The sequence below is a fragment of the Pedobacter sp. ok626 genome, from assembly GCF_900100435.1.
Taxonomy (GTDB): Bacteria; Bacteroidota; Bacteroidia; order Sphingobacteriales; family Sphingobacteriaceae; genus Pedobacter.
The window spans coordinates 76,779-95,399 of record NZ_FNEX01000020.1 but is presented as its reverse complement, the minus strand read 5'-3'; the positions used below and the strand labels follow the sequence as shown (position 1 = coordinate 95,399).

The following is an 18,621-nucleotide window of genomic DNA, read 5'->3' as shown; positions in this document are numbered from 1 at the left end:
TTTAGTGTTTATTTACAATTGGCGCTTCTTGAGCTTTCTTTAGCATTTCTTTGGCTTTAACCTTATCTCCCGCCTTTTCATATAAAGCGGCCATATTTTTATAAGTTTCAGGAAAATTCATACTCCATGGATAATTGTCCAATTGCGCTTGATAACATTCTGCGGCAAGGACATACAGTTCCGGGATCAGCCCTTCTTTTTTATAGACTGCATCTGTTACGGTCGAATACCCCGGATAATCGTTGGCTGCAAACCACTCCCGGGCAAACTCCACCGCTTTTTTCTGATCTGTTTTAGTTAACGAATAAAATGTAAAATGCCCCATTTTTGGGAAGTACTTCAATCCAGGCTCAACAGTCAACATACTGTCTATCTTCTTCAAAGCAGCTGCTGGTCTGCCTGGGTTACCCATGTATGGATTCAATGTATTAACAACATTGTTCCCGTCTATGGGTGCCAACCTTTGGTATTCTTTTCTTTTTTTAGCTGCGAGCTGTATGTCCCAGTTTCCTTTTACTACCTGAGCTAGCACCTGGTCTAGATTTTTTGGAGGTCCGCACCAAGCTATCCTACCCTCCCTGTCCACTACAAATGAAAAAGGGATTCCTCTCTCGGCATATGCCGTCATCCAGTGCTCAGCCATCATTTTTCCTTTTTCAGCAGCAACATGATAGTCCATTTTATCACCCTTGTCAGCAACAAACTTTTCTATTACAGGCATCGTAGTCCCTCGCTCAAAAATACTAACCCCTATAACCGTTACATCTTTTTTATACTTCCGGGCCAGGTCAGATAGATGAGGCATTCCTGCAATACAAGGCAGGCACCAGGTGGCCCAAAACTCTACAACATACACTTGTCCTTTTTTAAATTCAGCAATGCTATCTCCTTTTAGCCATTTAGAAATATAGAGTGGCGGAGCAGGTTCTCCGATCGATTTTGGTATTACTGATTTTTCCTGAGCTGATGCGCCGAACGCAAGGAAAAGGCTCCACAACAAGAATATTACTTTTTGTTTTTTCATGTCTAATACTTAAAAAGCAGCATGTATATCCCATATGGGATACACATGCTGGGTGAGTAATAAATTATAAGCTTATTTCGGGTATCCGAGGTTTTGGCTAAGGTTTTTATTGTATAAAATTTGGGTGGCTGGTATAGGAAATAATACAGCTGTAGATGTCCAGGTTGGCTTTTGCGATCCAAGAACCGCATCCGCCCTACCTGTTCTTTTTAGGTCGAACCATCGGTGCCCCAATTCAGAAAATAGCTCATGTGCTCGCTCGTTCTCTATCGCAAGCAGCATGGAGCCCTGGGTGGTAGCCGTAGTCCCAAGAAGCCCGGCACGGTTTCTCACCACATTTAGATCTTCCGCAGCGCTAGCCGTTCCGGTGATCTTATTGAGTTGTGCTCTGGCTTCTGCCCGGATCAGGTATTGTTCTGCCAAACGCAACAACACGTTAAATTCATTTCCTGCTGTAGCATCACGCAACTTATATTTAAAAGGATAATAATAGGTTACAGCACCTACTGCAAGTGGCTTCATCCATTTCCCTGTACGCTGATCAGTTGGCTCAAAACTAGCCACAAGGGAGGGATAAAGTACATAACTAGGCGTGGCCCCTGAAGGGACAAAATTTCTGCCAAAAACGGTATATCCATTAAAAGTGAAACGCTGCCAGATCACTTCATTGCTCGTATTCAGGAAAGCATTATCCAGGCTTTCCATTTTATAAGCGTTGTTGTTTATAACCGTTGTAGCCTGAATTTCCGCATTTGAATAATCTTTAGTATACAAATAAATTCTAGCCAGCAATGCAGTTGCTACGGCTTTATTGGCCCTTGCCCGTTGCCCGGAAGGGTAAGCATCAGAAAGGTTGTTTTGCGCAATTTTCAGATCGCTGATGATCATCTGATAAATCTCCGCTTGCGGGGCCCGAGGCAATGTTAAATTCACGCTGGTTACCGTACTCGTAACCATGGGTACATCGCCAAACAAATTGCTGAGATAGAAATAGGTGAAAGCACGCATAAAATGGCTTTCGCCCAGGAGCTGCTGTTTCACTGCTGCAGAAACCCCGGTAGTACTATTTAGCCCTTCAATGGCCGAATTTGCAGCAAAAATAACCGCATAGGCGTTATTCCATGGATTATTGACATAATTACTGGTTGGAAGTACTGTATTTGTTTTAAATTGATCCAGGTAATCCAGCGAACTCAGATAAATGTCATCAGCGGCCATACCGCCTAAGCCAGTTACGGTACCAAGTAAAGAGTTTTCAAGATTTCCATTGGCGGGGATTAAATTCGTATTGGCATATAGGCCAAGCACCGAACTTAGAGCCGTAGCATCATCCTGAAAGGCCTTATCTGAACTAACCTGATCGATTGGAGGATCCACCTCAATAAATTTTTTACAAGAAGAAAGGGTCATGATCATGCCCAGTGTTAAAACTAAGCAGATCTTATGTGAAGGAAATAATTTCATGTCGATTTTTAGTTTTTAAGTTAAAAAGAAGCATTTAGGCCAACAACAATTGTACGTAGTGCCGGCATTCCCGGGCCACCTCCTTGTCCGGCACCCATTTCAGGATCAAGCACATTTTTATGATTGGAAATTGAAAAGAGATTTTGTCCCTGAGCATACACCCTTAAATTGGAAAGCTTTGCTGCCGAGATCCAATCTTTAGGAAAAGTATAAGCCAGGTTAACATTCTTAAGCTTTAGCCATGAAGCATTACCAAAAAAGGCTGTAGAACTGTTATATGTAAAGCTGTAAAGATTAAAAGCCGGATTACTCGAATTCGCTGTTGGCGCGCCAAATTGGGTATTATCGTTTGCTTGTCTCCAATGGTCAAGTGTACTACTGTTCTGATTGTTTAACGAACCCAAAGACCCGGTTACACTATTGATATAGCCCATTTGATGTTTGAATTGGAAAAAGAAACCAAAGTCAAAGCGTTTATAGGAAAAAGTATTAGTCAATCCACCATAATAAGGGCTTCCAACTGGAGTTGGCTGCTGATCAACGAGAAAAGTAGGTACGCCGTTTGCATTTGCAGTTTGATAAGTAATCGCCCCGTTGGCCGGATTTATCCCATTAAATATATATTGCCTACTAAAAGGTACCGGATAACCTACGATAAATGAGTTGGCATAGAAGTTCAAACTCGCCAGGTTATCAAATTTGACAATTTTTGAGTTGTTCAACGTAAAATTGAAAGCAGTGGACCATCTGAAATCACCCCTTTCAATATTCTTTGTATTCAACTCAAATTCAAGTCCCTGGGCCTGTATAGTAGCAGGAAAATTTCCCGTGTAACTAGAAAAACCGACCTGTCCGGCTGTTGAAATACTTAAAATCTGGTTGCCTACTCTATTTCTGTATGCAGCTACGTTAAACTGTATCCTGTTATTAAAAAGCCCCAGTTCAAGTGCTAGTTCTGCTTTTCTGTTACTTTCCCATTTGATATCCGGATTGGCTAACCTTGCAGGATTTTGAATTGTAGTTCCCTGATAACCGCTTGATGACCCAGCAGCATTGTAAGTCGCTAGGTTTTGATAATTGGATATCTGGTCATTACCTGTGATACCATAACTACCCCGTAATTTTCCGAAGCTTAAAAAAGGAAGATTGTCTTTAACGAAAGCCTCGTCAGAAAATATCCATGCCGCTCCTAACGCTCCAAAATTCCCGAAACTGTTATTCAACCCAAAACGGGATGAACCATCCCTTCTCATCGTCGCATTAAGAATATACTTTCCGAGGTAATTGTAGGTTACTCTTCCAAAAATAGAACTGAAATTGTAATTGTCGTATCTTGTACTGCCAGAAAGTGTGCCTGCAGCGCCAATACTCCCCAATAGTGCATCGTTAGTGTAATTAGCTCCGTTCACTGTGTTGGTTGTACTGGTATTACTTTGAAAAGTTGTTCCAACCAAAGCTGTCAGTTTACCTTTTCCAAGTTCTTTAACATACTCCACCTGTGGTTCTACAATGTAGGATCTGGCTGTTGTAGCAGCAAAAAATGCACTACTGGTTGCCGTATTAAAAGCTGGGTTAATTGTTAAACCCGGAGTTTGTCCGTTCTGATCAAAATTTAAAGTCGTATACCCTAAATTTGCTTTTAAGCTTAAGCCAGAAAGAATGGTATACCTAAGGCTCATATTACCAATAAGATTCGCTGTTGTGCCTTTGTATTTCTGAGCAAGGAGTGCATAGGGATTATACTGATAAGCACTAACAAAATTAAATGCCCCCGTAGCAGTATACGGATCATAGTTTGGAGCAAGATTGTAATAGCTGCTCAGGTCTCTTATAGGCAAATTATTTTTGTCGTAGGAATAGGCTACAGAAACCAATGCAGCGAACCTTTTGTCTCTTGAATTATGGTCCACATTTAATCTCGCCGAAATCCGGTCTTCAGCAGAGCTTCCTGGAAACACAGTCCCTTCGTGATGGTAACCAGGACTGAAAGCAAAGCGCGTATCCTCATTTCCGCCACTTAGGGTTGCCTGAGCGTCGGTATAGTGCGCAGTACCACCTATGAGATCATCTTGCCAGTCTCTGAAACTTGTCTGACTCCAGGAAGTTAAATCAGGAGCATTTACTATTGTTGGCGTAACCTTATCATTGGCAAAAGCTTCTTTACGCAGAGCCAGATACTGTTCACCACTCAGCATGTCAATCTTACGTCCGACTTTACCGATTCCGGAACTTAAATTGACATCCAATTTAGTTTTTCCGGCTTTCCCTTTTTTAGTTGTGATTAAAATTACACCATTACCACCTCTTGCACCATAGATTGCCGTCGCATCGCCATCCTTAAGTACATCGATACTCTCAACATCCGATGGGTTTAAACTATTAAGTGGGTTAACCGTGCCATTTGCTCCAGTCTGGAAAACGTTTAAACTAAAATTAAACGGAACGCCATCTATCACGTAGAGTGGCTCAACACCACTTTGAATAGAATATTGTCCTCTTATTTTAATAGAGGTTCCCGAACCTGGCAATCCGCTAGATTGCGATACCTCAACTCCTGCCATCCTACCTTGCAAGGCATTGATCACATTACCCACTGGTTGTTCCTGAATGATTTTCGCATCAACCCTCGCGACTGATCCAGTGAGATCTTTCCTTGTGGAAGTACCGTAACCAATAACTACAACCTCATTTAAGCTCCCGGATGATGGCTTCATACGTACCGACACCGAAGTTTCAGTGCCCAACTCAACTTCCTGCGTCTGGTAACCCATATAACTGAAAAGCAAAACCCGTACACCTTTTTCAGGTATATCTATTCCAAAATGCCCATTTTGATCTGTAGCCGTACTAACAGATCTATTGCCTTTTATCATCACAGATACCCCAGGCAAAGGGCTCCCAAATTCATCCAGAACAATTCCGCTAATCCTTACAGCAGCCAGGCTTGCAGATTTTGGAATAGACAAGATCTGAATATTGTTATTGTTTAACTGTGTAACTCTGAAACGCTGGTCGTTGAATACCAAACGCAGCAATTCTTCAACCGATCGCTTTTTTAATGGAAGCTCCAATTCCTTTAATTCCTTAATCTGATCGTTTCGATAAACAAATCTGAAATTTGTTTGGCTTTCAATCTTTTTAAGCACGGCAACTGCTGACTCTTTTTTCAGTTCAATATTTACCTCAACCTGGGACATTGATTGTCCGCTGGTGCGAGATGCAAGCATCAATTGAGTACTTGCGATTGTCAAAATAGCTGTAAATAAGCTTAAACGCATAATCTTATAGATTAATGTTTTCCTTACAATGCTGTATAGCCCAGGAAATACAATAGTCGTATACCCCGCTGACTTTGCAGAAAATTTCATAATTTTAAATGTTTAAATGATTCCCAAAAAATTTGTTTAAACAGCTTGCTTTAGTGGCAACTTAAGCAAACTCTTTTCTGACTCCCTGTTTAGCCACAGGGAGTTTCTTTTGCTCAAATACGTAACTGGTAGTTTTTTCTCATTGTGTTCTGGTTAATGGTTTAGGTATTATTGTTGATTATTTTCGCAGTTATTACCCGAGATGATGATTTGCCCGGGTTTGGTAGTATAAGTTGCCCCGTTAAAAGCGGTAATTACTTTAATGATCTCTTCTAAGTCTTGTGCCTTTAAAAAGGTAGCGGTGAATCGGCAGTTTTTACCGGCGTTGTTGTTAAATGAAATTTTAATATTAAATCTTTGCGAAAGCAGATCTGCTGCCTCCTCCATAGTTGCATCTTCAAAAAACAGGTCGTTTTTTTGCCAGGCGATTGATTCTTCTGCTTTAACTTTTAATGGTTCTATTTTCTTTCTATCTGCGCCACTTAGGGTCACCTGCTGGTTTGGTATAAGCACAGCTAAGAGCTTGCCTTCGTCCTCAACACTTACTTTTCCACGCGTTACGGTTACAACCACAGGTTTACCAACCAACGCCTTGACATTAAAGGCCGTACCTAAAACTGTAGTTTTTACCTTGCCCGAATGCACAATAAAAGTCCGCTTAGCATCGTGTTTAATATCAAAATACCCTTCTCCTGTCAATACAACCTCCCGGCTTTTTTCTGAAAAATCTCTAGTATAAGTTATAGAACTATGATCGTTCAGTATTACCGAACTTCCATCAGGAAATTTTACTTTCTTATGAGCTGTTCCGGAAAAAATCTTTATCGTTGCTACCTGTTGTAAGCTTTGTGGAGCCTTTGGTTCTTTCTCGTAGAAAAAGAAAACTGCTGCAGAGCAAAACAGTAACAATACCGCAGCCCATCCTATCCACGAAAAACGTCTGATTGAAGCCGATCTTGCACCGCCAACTACCTTTTCAAAAATCTGATCTGCATTGGCCTCGTCCATTTCAAACTGAGGTTGCTTATCGTCCCAAATCTGCACCATCAGCTCGCGAAGATATTCCAGGTCTTTACCAAAGTGGATAAACTCCATCAATTCAGCTTCCTCATTACCAGTAATCCCATTACTGGCATATTTTTTTACAAGGTATTGGAGTCTTTCGTTTTCCATAGGGGTATTTTAAGCTAGCGCCCGGAAGCAGCTTTATAGAGCTGACGATTGAAAAACAAAAAAGGAGTAGTTGTGTTAAAGAAAAATTAAAATAATGTTTATTTATCTTAACATTCCCAGAAAAAGAAAGGCAATCAGCGGTATGGACTCCCCGTTTTTAAGCAATGCTTTTAGGCCTTTTGTGGCCTCCCGTAAATGAACCTTAACGGTTAAAGGTGAAATATTGAGCTTTTCGGCCACTTCCTTTTGTTTTAATCCATCGATTTGGCACATCTGGTAAACCAACCGTTGCTGTTTGGGTAATTTTTCGAGAGCCAGGCTGATATAACTCTTGGCATCTTTAGAAAAAATAGCATCTTCAGTGGTATTGTCGAGGTCGGACCATTCCTGCAAACTTTCGTTTTGGTGTCGGTATTCCGAAGCTCTCTTTTTTAAGGCATCAAGGGTAGCGTTATTGGTTATGGTACGCAAATACCCACCAAAGTTGACAATCTCTGTTAAGCCTTCCCGTTTAAGCCAAAGCTTAAGGAATACATTCTGTACGATTTCCTCGGCCTGCTCTCTGGATTTAAGGTAGCGAACTGCATAGGTAAAAACCTTATTTCTATAGGCATCAAACAAACTACGAAAGGCCAACTGATCTCCAGCCGATACTGAAGCTAGTAAAGATCTATCGTCGTCCGGTCCGTTGTAATGCATACGCTAAGGTACGACATTTTCACCCAATTTTTTGAGGGTAAAACGAGCGCTACGCATCTATTACGTCCTAATCTTCCATTTTGTAAACTTTAAAGTACTGTTATCTTTGTAATCGATCCAGAACGCAAAAAGTTGCTTATCTTGAATTACCAATTTTTGATAGGCCCCTAAGTATTCATTAAACGTAGTTAATGCTGTTGGTTTTAATAAATTTTCTTCTTTAAGTAAATGGTACCTGGTATCTAACATCTTGTATCCCACAAAGAAATGCTGGTTTGCAAAGTCTGAGTAGATGCAATGAATATTTCCTTTTTCATCGAAAGTCGCCGAGGCCAGGTTTCCAAACGACGTTAGCATAATTGGTTTGGCCCAGCTGATGCCATCATCTTTACTATACGACAAATAGGTTTCACTTCTCTGATGTGGGTTTTGCCAGGTCAGGATCAATCCATTTTTATAAGCTGTTAATTCAGTCATTGCAGCCCCTTGTTTCGTCGAAATCGGACTTACAATGGTAGGCTTCTCAAAAGCAACGCTATCGGAATGGACCTTTCTGGTAATCAAAATGTCCTTTTGCCCGTATGCTCCGATAGAAATTATGACCTGCTTGTTTTTTGAGATTGCAATCGAAGGCCCTAAATGCCCGCCTATATTGCCGCCAAATACATCGACTGCTTTTGTCCAGGTTTTCCCTTTATCTTTAGACATCTGGTATTTCACAGCATTCTTCATCCTTTTTGGATAGGCAACATACACCAGGTGAATTTCATCTCCAGAGGTTGCAAAAGAAGGTTTATCCAGCAGATTATCATCACTTTTAATCGGAACGGATTTTAACTCAAACTTCTTTTTCCCGAAATCAAATTCATACAAAGATATGTTCCCGGAGTAAAAGTCTTTTCCGATGTGCATACAAACCAGATAAGTAGCACCTTTTTCATTGTTTGCAATAAAAGGATTCCCCGTAGCAAATGTACCCGGCAAATCTACAATCCCTTTTTCCGTCCAACTATTTCCGTTATCAGCAGAGGACTTGTAAGCCACTCGCATATCCGCAGCATTTTCATCATTATCTTTTCGTTCCGGCCTTTTTTCCATCCATACAGTCACCATACTCTTTTTAAAGGGATTGCAGGCTGATACCTCAAATGTTCTGGTATCACTTAAAATCTGTGCAGGTGCAGTTTGTGCTTTGATCTCTGAACTGGCCGACCATAGCAGGATTGTATAACTAAGTGTTAGTTTTAATAAAAATTTATAGGAATTCTTGCACATATTTTTATTTTAAAAACGGCCAGTGTTAGGCCGGCCGTCTTATCATTTAATTTAAGTAGTGTTTATTTAGTTGTTATTAACAGGCTTTTTTGCCAACTCAATCATTGTGCTGATTTCAGGTATTGCTTCGTCCAAGCCAATGAATCCCGCAGTCCTGAACCTAATGATCCCATCCTTATCAATGACCAGCTTTGTTGGCAACCCCCTGACTTGAAAAGCCGACAGCATGGGATTTTTACCAGTGGTTTTGTCTTTTAAGTCCATATACACGTCAAAATTGTGTTTTTTAGCGGTAATCATCTTCTTAGCTTCTTCTGTAGCATTGGCATTTTTTTCGGCGGTATGGACGAACATAAATACGACTGACTTGTCATTTTTATAATAGTCCACCGCCTTTTGCATGCCCGGGAAAGAAGCCACGCAAGGCACACACCAGGTTGCCCAAAAATCTATGAATATGGTTTTGCCTTTCAGGCTTTTTAAAGACACCGTTTTACCATTGAAATCCGTAACCTCGAAACCCGGGGCTGGTTCATTTACTTTCATCTTTTCCACTTTGGCCAACATCTTTTTAGACTCGGCGGCAGAAACAGAATCTAGCTTAGCCTTAAAGCCACTGTCATTGCCATATTTTTTGACATAAACGGCTTTTGCTTCTTTCTGAAAATCAGCTCCGAAATGTCCGGATTTGCCCATTATTTTGTTTATTTCAGCAAATGCCTGATCTATGTCGTCTGTACGACTCAATGCAATAGCATATAATTCCGGATTGCCATTTCTAATCCCTTCTACAGGCCTCAGGTAAGGCAAGGCGTCTTTATATTTCCCCTGCTTAAAACGAATGGTACCAAATAAGAATCCAAACTGCTGTTTGTCTTCCTCCCCAATCAGACTTTCGGCCTCGCTCAATTTACCTGCATCGATTAAGGTCCTGACCACATTGGAAAGTGTAGCGACTTTCCAATCAGCAGTCTGGACTTTAGTTACCCAATATTTTGCTTTGGCGATATTTCCTGCTTCAGCGAAAGCAACTGCCGTGTTCTGCGCACTCGCATCGATCAGCATCTGGTCGTGCTCGCCTGTTGATTTTTTGATCATTTCGTTGACCATCAACTCCATTCTCGAAGCGTCGACCTCCGACTTTACTGAATTAAACAACCCGGTAAAACTCGTATCAGCAGGTAAGGATTGTGCGAAAGCTTGGCCGGAGAACGTCAGCCCGATTGCTATTGCAATTATGTTTAAGCTATTTCTTTTCATATCACTACGTTATTACTGTTATGATTTCGGCAGAACGGGCTTCTTTGAAAATTCTATCATCGCGGAAAGTTCCATGACCGCGGTATCCGCATCTGGATGCGCACCTACCGTATTAAATCTGACAAAGCCGTCAGCATCAATGATGATCTTGGTAGGGATGGCTTTAATGCCAAAACTTTTGGCCACAGCTGAGCTCAGGGTTTCTTTGTTTCTGAAATCCATCAGCACATCGAAACTATAATTATTTTCTTTTATGTATTTCCGGGCATCCGCTGTCGGATCAGCAGCTTTATCCATAGTATGTACGAAATAGAACTTTACGTTAGGATCATTTTTATACTTGTTAACGGCCTTTTGCATGCCCGGGAAAGAGGCCTTGCAGGGACCGCACCAGGTGGCCCAGAAATCCAGCACCACAACTTTACCCCGAAGGTCTTTTAAGGCTACTTTATGACCCGATAGATCCGTCAAGACAAAATCTGTTGCAGATACTTTCACTGCCTTTTTGGCTACTTTCGCAGCCAGACTTGTCTCCATCCCCTGAATCAGTTTGTTTTCATAGGCGCTAAAATCAGCGTTGGCACCATTTACTTTTAAAAAAACGTCCTTAAATTTAGCCTTTGTTTCCGGTGAAACCGTCATTGCAACGACTTCCTTCTCCATTACAGGCAAAGCCTCAGCGTAGCGGCGGGTCTGAAGCAGGACCTGAATATACGCTTCATTTAAAATCGGGTTCTCCATTCCTTGCTCACCGATCAAACCGGAAATGTAATCATAAGCCTCTTTGTCTTTTCCATTTTTCAGCAAGGTTTGGGTATATATAGCACATGTAGTTTGATAATTGCGGGAAAAGACAGGCTTAACAGTACCATTGACCTTTGGTTTAGGTTTCTGTGAAACCGTCATTTCTTTAAGCAAAGGTTCGGCATCTTTAGGATTAGCACCAGCCAGCGACTGAACAGCAATCGCATAAGCTGCCTTACGATTAAACGAGTCAACTTTATTGTAGTATTCCATCATTTTTTTCGTATCACCAGCCCTGGCAAATTTAATCGTCATGTCAAAAACCAACAGGCCGAAATCCCGTTCATCATATTTTTTCGCAGCCTCTTTATACAGTTCCTCCATCTTTCTTAAATCAGGTTCAGCCTCTATTTTTTTCAGCAGATCGGCACTGATCTTCAGCGTGTCCTGACTTGATTCACTACCCGGTTGCTGACTATAAGCGGCAACTCCAATAAACAGATATAAGGCAGATAATAGTATTTTTTTCATAATTTTAAAATTTAATGTGTATTAATTTCTGTACCCCAGATGTACAATTTCCCCAAAGCCTTCGAATTTCTTAACATAGGTATTGCCCACAGCATTCCCCAGATTGTCGAGGTCAAAATAATAGACTTCACCCGCTGTGCCCTTGTTTACAGCTACCACCAGACGTTTGCTGGTGGCACGGAGCATTTTGAGGTCCGCAATCTTTGTGTCGGCAGGAAAAGTATACACCAGACGCGATGAGTTGGCTAAGATATCGTATAGATAAATTTTCTCACCGGATGCATAGTACAGATGTTTGACCACACTAGAAGTGGCAAATTTTGTAGCCGTGGCAATGTCAGGACTGTTGCCGATGAGCTGATTTAAGCCCGGCACAGTTCCATTTATGGACAACAAGTAACGCACTCCGGCATTATTTTGCATCACAAAATAAAACTCATCATTAGACGAACCCCTTACCCCATAATCGCATGCGATCATTGTCTTGCCCACATTGCCTAAATCAAAGCTTGCGGTACTGCTTCCTGTTGCAGGTACAATGGCGCGGTCCAGGTAAGCAGCCTGCATAAAACGCTGGTGTTTATTATCGTAAAAATAACTGGAGGTTTGCGTACTGGAAATGATCGCCGGAAACAAGGAATAATCTCCTGTAAACCGATCAGAATAAGGCTTTAAAACCTCTCCCGGAAAAAAAGACGGACCTAAACCTGCATAAAGGCCGCCCTCACTCACAATATATTGGTCTGTTACCAGCTTGTTCAATCCATAAACCGGCAAAGTACTAAACTGCTTTCCTTCAGGAAAAAGAGATGCGGTATTGCCATTTTGTGTAAAATCATTTGCATTGAACCTGTACACACCTTGATCGGTAAAAAACAGAACCAGCGCAATATTCCGGTCGATTCCGCTGTATGCAGCGATAGCCCGTCCCGGATAGCTGGTATTGTTCGCCGATTCTGCGGGTGCGGCAAAAACCACATCATCGGTACGGATGAAGGACATCCTTGCTTTGCCATCTTTGTTGTTAGAGACCAGCCAACCCTGGTAAAATGCGCCGTTTACCGTAACGCGGTATAGGTTGAACGAGGCAACACCTGTTTTTTTACTAGCCACCTTATAACGAAGTGAATAACTACCGGGAGGTACGTTAATTTTAGCCTTCAGGTCTTTCTCTGTAGATAAGATTTTCGCTGTGTCGGTACCGCCTACCAGGTACATCTTCCATTCGTAGGCGAACCCTTCACCGGAAGGTAAAGACTCAGTCAGCGTGGGCGAAACCTTTAAAGTATCCAGTTGTGTCACTGTAAAGGCAGTGGCACTGGTCGAGATCGTTACCTCATTTTGTTTTTCGTATACAAAAGACTGCTCGTCTTTCTGACAAGCCATCACCAGCATCACCATACTGATGAACAGGCTTTTTATGAAAATATGTTTGTGCATGAGCTTAAAAGTTTAATAAAAAATTAGAAGGTTACACGGTTTCCGTTCTCGTCAATGAGTGGTCCGTTGACGGCTTCGTAGGCTGCAAGCGCGTTACTCAGTTTAACAGGGAGGTTGTAATAGCCATCAACGCCAATGGCTTCATCTGAGAAATCGGTAAGACCGGTTACTTGGATCATGAACTTAAATTTAGCGACACTGAAGGGGCCAAAGCTGCCTTGTACAGAAGTCCAGTACGTAGGTTGTACGATCCGGTTGCTCACATCGATTTTTATCGATTTTAAAGCAACGGTCTCGCCTGTAATGTCGGAACCAAAGGCACCGGTCGCGAAATCTTTATTCGGTGCTACCTCCACAACAAGCCTATAAGTGTTGGTCAGCATACCGGGCGAATTGAGCAATACCACGGGATACATTAAGATTAAAGCACCCGCTGGAAGCTTCGCTTCAGACAACTGGTAATCTATACCTTCCCTGGCGGTAGTGCCACCGACAGCTTTGACAGCAACGGTCCTGGCATAACCCACTGCCGGGCCCTGCACACGCATTTTAAGAAAAATGGTATCTTTTTGTTTCGGTGTAATGGAAAAAGCAAAGGAATAGCTCAGGCTATCAGTTTCATATTGACCTCTGTAAAAGGTAATGCCATCTTCACCACTATAAGTAGCCACATCCTGTTTTTTACAGGCCAGTGTAAGGCACAATAGGCTAAAAAATAACAGATATTTCATGTTTATCAGGTTTATCGTTAATAATTTGGATTATATTCTTTCTCACTGTCCGGCACTGGCAGCTGATATTTGCTGAGTGGAATGTCGGCGGTCATAAATTGCATGCGGACAATTTTTTTCCGCTTGTAATAATAAAACAGCTGACCCTCTGCATAGAACTCCTTCTGATATTCTTTAGTGATTTCCGTGTTTAATAAAGCCGGTGTAATGGTGGTCGCAAGCGGAGCGAGTGCCCTGTTCTGCCTTACTGTATTGAGGTAACCTACACCATCCGACGTAACTGACGCTGCTTCTGCCATGATGTAATACATTTCAGACAATCTGATCAATGGCACGTGCTGGTCAAGGCGGTTGGTATCCAGGGTATTGAACTGGTACGTTTGCCAGAATTTAGAAGGAAATGGTGAAGTCTGGTCCTGCTCAATGCGGTATAGGTACCTGAAATCCGTTCCTCCACCTGCAGCGGTTTCATATAAGGTATTGAAGTTGGCCGTGGAACGCGTGAGCTTGAAATTTGCGCTACCATTAAACTTAAAATAACCTGGATCAGCCCAGGTACTGATGTCCCGCACACGGACCATGAAGACCTCTTCATTAAGGTATAGGCGGTCGCGCGAGCCTGCGGCGGCAGAGGCAGCGGCACTGGTTACAAAAGGAAATTTACCTGAACTGGTTACTACCTGTGCAGCAAGAAGAGCACCAGCTTTATCGCCTGAGTACAAGCGGACTCTCGCTTCGAGTGCCTTAACCGCATAATAATTCATTTTTGACCGTCTGCTCACCTTATTAACAACGATAGGATCCCTTTCCTTTAACAGTGTTGCTGCTTCAGTCAGGTCGGCAAGGACTAACCTGATCACTTCTTCTGTAGTTGAAGGCACTACGGCAAACTCGTCTACGGCAGTTTTATAAGGGATGGCTTTTTCAGCTGCCCCCGCAGTGAATTCAGGTCCAAACATCCGCAGGAGCTCAAAATGCAGATAAGCCCGCAATCCCAGCGCTTCTCCGCGGATCATTGCATAGTTCTGGTCAGAAAGCACATTTCTTTTCTCCAGGGTATTTTCCAGTACCTTGTTTAAACCTGCGATGGCAGAATAGCTGGTATTCCATATCGCGCTGGTATACCCCATCACTTCCGCCGACGTGTAGTTTAGTGCTCTGGTCTGTACAAATGGAGCTCCCGTACCGGAAACCGCATAATTTTGCGCCAAAGCACTTACAAACCCCATAGAAAGGTTGTCACCGTATAAGCTACGGGTAGCCATCTGCGAATAAACGCCTGTCAGCGCCTGCTGAAACCCTATTTCTGAATCAAAAAGCTGCTCTTCAGAAAGACTTGATTTGGGGTTCACATCCAAGAATTTTTTACAGGAAGTCAGCATCACTGATGAAATCAAAAATAATGTGATCAATATTTTAGTATTCATAATTCTATTTTTTTAAAAACCAACTCTTAAAGACAATGAATAAGTCCGGGCGAAAGGATTGCTTGTTCCCCGTTCGATCTGGATACTGCTGATCCTGAAAAGATCATTTGTAATCGCAGTGACCTGCATACTCCGCATGCCTATTTTTTTAAGAAAAGCCCTTCTGAAAAAATTGTAGCCGATGGAAGCGGAGCTTAAAGTCAGGTTGTTGTCATCCTGTACAAACCTTGAGGTTAATCGGGTGTCAGCTGTTGAGGTACCAATGCGGGTATAACGGCTCACATCGCCAGGGCCCGACCAGCCCAGGTCGAAAGCGCGGCGGTCTACGTTGAAAGCAGGATCTACAGATTCAACACGGTCAATCAGCGTCTGGTTATACAGCTGCCCACCAAACTGATAATTAAAGATGAGGTTCAGGTCAAAGCCTTTATACATAAAGTTAGAACCAAAGTTTCCGTTCCATTTTGGCTGAGCAATTCCAAAAGCGACTTTATCCACGGCATTCCAGGTAAAGGTTTTCTCCCCGTTTTTTGTCAGATATAATTCCGATCCTGTTGCCGGATCGACCCCTAATGAGCGCACGACATAGATGGTATTGAGCGACTCGCCTTCCTGAAACAACACATTAGGCACCACCTGATCGGTGTTTGCATTGTTTGCGATGTCATTGGAGGCTTTCAGTTTGTTAGAGATCTCTTTAAGGATATTTTTATTGGTGGAACCATTTACATTTACCGACCAGAGCAGGCCGTTGGCCGCATTTTCAAGGATCTTGTAGCGCATTGAGAACTCGAAGCCTGTATTCTGGAGTTGTCCGAGGTTTTCAGAATAGCTGGTAAAGCCCGTTGAGGGGGCCAGGGAGATGGTAGTGAGGGCATTCCTGGTGTTTTCCCGATAAAAGTCAACGCGCAAATCCAGTTTCTCTTTGAACAGGACTACATCTGCGCCGATATTGCCTTTATAAACGTTTTGCCAGCTCAGTTTTTCGTTCCCCAGTCCGATCAGTGTTGAGCCCAGTTCACCGTAATAACTGGTACTGGTACCAAAGTTATACCTGAATTGTGAAGCATAGGCAGGTAGGTTTTGTGAGCCTGTAGGGCCATAACTGGCCCGTATTTTCAGGCGGTTGACTACGTCGCCCTTTCTAAAGAATTTTTCATTGTGGATGTTCCAGCCAATACCTGTTGACCAAAAGGTGCCAAACCGCTTTTTAGAGCCGTACTGGGAAGAGCCGTCACGACGGAAGGATACATCAGCAAGAAAACGGTTGTCGTAAGTGTAGCTGCCACTATAAATCAGGCCCAAACTACGTACCGTACTCTCATCACCTGTTGGACGGCCGTTGGCCTGGTATTGTGTGGCAAAGAGCAGGTTATCCAGGCGATCGTATGGGAATCCTTCAGCGGTGATGCTATAATACTCAGAATTACTGTTCCTGATATCGAAACCTATATTTGAAAAGATCTGATGGGGGCCGTAACTCAGATTCAGGTTTGCGGTGGTCAGACTTTGGTAACTTCCTGTATTTTCATTCCTGACCGTATAGCTCCCTTTCCTGTTGAGGTCAGTAATTTCTGAAAAGCGGCTGTCTTCGGCAGAATAGAACTGATCTGCGGCCGAGTTTTGCTTATTGAGACTCAGTCTGCTTTCGAGGTAAAATGCAGACGAAGCTGTATATCTGACCGTTAGGTTGTTAGATAAACCAAAATATTTACTGCTGTTCACAGAATTTAAAGTCGCATCGTATACCGGACTGGTCTGGCTATATACCGTATTGTCTATGCGATAATCTTCCAGCATTTTTTTTGCTTTTCCGTTTTCATCATAAGGGGCCCAGTAAGGGTTCATCGTTACGTATTCACTAAAATTACCATATGGAGATTCATTCGCCTTATTCTGGAAAATACGGATGGAATTGCTGAACTGGAATTTTTTAACTACATAGTTCAGGTCAAACTGTCCCGAATAATTATTTCTCGTCTGCCCTTTCATGACGCCTGAGGCCATATCACCTGAAAACTGGAGGCCGTAACGGATGGTTTCATCTCCACCCTGCAGGTATAGCGAACTTCTGTTACTGTAGCCGTTCTGTACAGGTAAGGCCAGCCAGTCGGTGTTCACGCCACTAACCATCGCTTTGTACCGTTCGTTATACAGGACATCCAATTTGTTTTGCTGCTGGTTACTGCCACCGGCATAAACGCCGGCGCGTTGCTCAAAATTAAGTTTATCTTTGGCATCCAACAGGTTATACACCGACAAATCGGGTGTGGTAAACCTGAAGTCATTGTTAAAGGTCACCTGAATTTTACCAGCTTGTGGCACCACTGTGGTCACTACCATAATTCCATTGGCACCTCTGGAACCGTAAATAGCGGTGGCCGACGCATCTTTTAACAAGGTAATGCTACTGATTAAGTTCATATCCAGATCCACTATTCTTTGCAGGCTCACCTCAAAACCATCTAAGATAAAAAGCGGTGCATTGGGGTTCCCTGAAAGCTGTCCGGTAAGATTAGGGAATGAATTCTGCCCACGCATCTGAATTTCAGGCAACTGGTTGATATTACCACCTGCAACATTATTTGGTACAATGCGAAATGCAGGGTCTAGTGCCGCTACGGCTGCAAAAACATTATTGGAGCTTACTTTTTTCAGCTCAACACCGGTCAGCGTTCTTGCTGCCCCCGAAAAACTACCGGACTTCCGGTCAAATATACCTGTTATGACCGTTTCGTTCAGTACTCTCTGATCTTCCTCCATATAGATGGTGTAATCGGCATTTACAGTAATCGGAATTTCTATGGTCTTGTAGCCTAAATAACGAAATTCCAACGCTTTGGCACCACTGGGTACACTGATCGTAAATTTTCCGTTCTGGTCTGTCTGCACGGATGATTTTGTTCCCTTAATGGCAACTGTGACCATTGGAAGTGCCTTGCGGTCCTTTTTGTCACCCACAAAACCTGAAATGATATTCTGTCTTGTCACTGTGGCTGCTTTGACGATAACCGTCTTATCCCGGATTAAATAGTCCAGTTGCTGCCCGCTAAAAATCAATTCCAGTACATCGGCCAGGTCTGAATTTCTCACGTTGATACTTACAGGCCCGACATTGTCTAATAAATTGTCGGTATAAAAGAAATTATAACCTGTTTGTGCCTTTAACTCCTTAAAAATAGCCTTTAAAGGCGTATTTGATTTAGATAAGGTTACTCTTTGTGCAAGGCTCGAGGCACTAACCTGCATAAGACATGCTATTAATATCACGATGGTTAAACGCATAGTCAGCAATATTTTATGGTATAGCCGTTTAGGCATACCAAATTTCCGTGAATTTTGATACATTAGTGTTTAGGTTTGGTTGAGCAGACTCCTTTTCTTTCCAGGATCCAGGGATCTGCGGTTAACGTTGATTTTTAAAAATTAAATGTGCCAGACTGAAACCAGGGGTGCTAAAGGCATTTCTGGTTTCTTTTTCACGA

At 42.5% G+C, this 18,621-nt stretch carries 12 protein-coding genes; all 12 read right to left on the bottom strand.

All coding sequences use genetic code 11. The features are described from left to right. Position 1: 1 nt before the first annotated feature. The 12 genes from BLS35_RS23485 to BLS35_RS23430 all read right to left on the bottom strand — a co-directional run bounded on the left by BLS35_RS23485 (position 2) and on the right by BLS35_RS23430 (position 18,484). Positions 2 to 1,024: a TlpA disulfide reductase family protein gene (locus tag BLS35_RS23485; protein WP_090785947.1), complete on the bottom strand. Its 1,023-nt coding sequence runs from the start codon at positions 1,022 to 1,024 to the stop codon at positions 2 to 4. Positions 1,025 to 1,096: 72 nt separating this feature from the next. After that, entirely contained in the window at positions 1,097 to 2,488 is a 1,392-nt protein-coding gene (locus BLS35_RS23480) for a RagB/SusD family nutrient uptake outer membrane protein (protein ID WP_090785945.1), read from the bottom strand. Positions 2,489 to 2,508: 20 nt separating this feature from the next. Beyond that, entirely contained in the window at positions 2,509 to 5,856 is a 3,348-nt protein-coding gene (locus BLS35_RS23475) for a SusC/RagA family TonB-linked outer membrane protein (protein ID WP_090785943.1), read from the bottom strand. 168 nt (positions 5,857 to 6,024) lie between these two features. Further along, positions 6,025 to 7,029: a FecR family protein gene (locus BLS35_RS23470; protein ID WP_090785941.1), complete on the bottom strand. Its 1,005-nt coding sequence runs from the start codon at positions 7,027 to 7,029 to the stop codon at positions 6,025 to 6,027. A gap of 102 nt (positions 7,030 to 7,131) precedes the next feature. Then, positions 7,132 to 7,728, bottom strand: coding sequence for an RNA polymerase sigma factor (locus BLS35_RS23465; RefSeq protein ID WP_090785939.1), 597 nt, complete (start codon positions 7,726 to 7,728; stop codon positions 7,132 to 7,134). A 60-nt stretch (positions 7,729 to 7,788) separates the two neighbouring features. Next, positions 7,789 to 9,003, bottom strand: coding sequence for a sialidase family protein (locus tag BLS35_RS23460; RefSeq protein WP_090785937.1), 1,215 nt, complete (start codon positions 9,001 to 9,003; stop codon positions 7,789 to 7,791). Positions 9,004 to 9,069: 66 nt separating this feature from the next. Then, on the bottom strand, positions 9,070 to 10,263 hold the full coding sequence (locus BLS35_RS23455; protein WP_090785935.1) for a TlpA disulfide reductase family protein: 1,194 nt from the start codon (positions 10,261 to 10,263) through the stop codon (positions 9,070 to 9,072). A gap of 18 nt (positions 10,264 to 10,281) precedes the next feature. Further along, positions 10,282 to 11,538: a TlpA disulfide reductase family protein gene (locus BLS35_RS23450; RefSeq protein ID WP_090785933.1), complete on the bottom strand. Its 1,257-nt coding sequence runs from the start codon at positions 11,536 to 11,538 to the stop codon at positions 10,282 to 10,284. 21 nt (positions 11,539 to 11,559) lie between these two features. Beyond that, positions 11,560 to 12,978 carry a PKD-like family lipoprotein gene (locus BLS35_RS23445; RefSeq protein ID WP_090785932.1) on the bottom strand — a complete coding sequence of 473 codons (1,419 nt, stop codon included), beginning with the start codon at positions 12,976 to 12,978 and terminating at the stop codon, positions 11,560 to 11,562. Positions 12,979 to 13,001: 23 nt separating this feature from the next. After that, complete coding sequence (locus tag BLS35_RS23440) at positions 13,002 to 13,709, bottom strand: DUF4843 domain-containing protein (protein WP_090785930.1); 708 nt, start codon at positions 13,707 to 13,709, stop codon at positions 13,002 to 13,004. A gap of 17 nt (positions 13,710 to 13,726) precedes the next feature. Continuing rightward, entirely contained in the window at positions 13,727 to 15,136 is a 1,410-nt protein-coding gene (locus BLS35_RS23435) for a RagB/SusD family nutrient uptake outer membrane protein (protein WP_090785928.1), read from the bottom strand. 12 nt (positions 15,137 to 15,148) lie between these two features. Further along, a complete protein-coding gene (locus tag BLS35_RS23430; protein WP_090785927.1) occupies positions 15,149 to 18,484 on the bottom strand; it encodes a SusC/RagA family TonB-linked outer membrane protein in 3,336 nt (1,111 codons plus the stop codon). Positions 18,485 to 18,621: the final 137 nt, after the last annotated feature.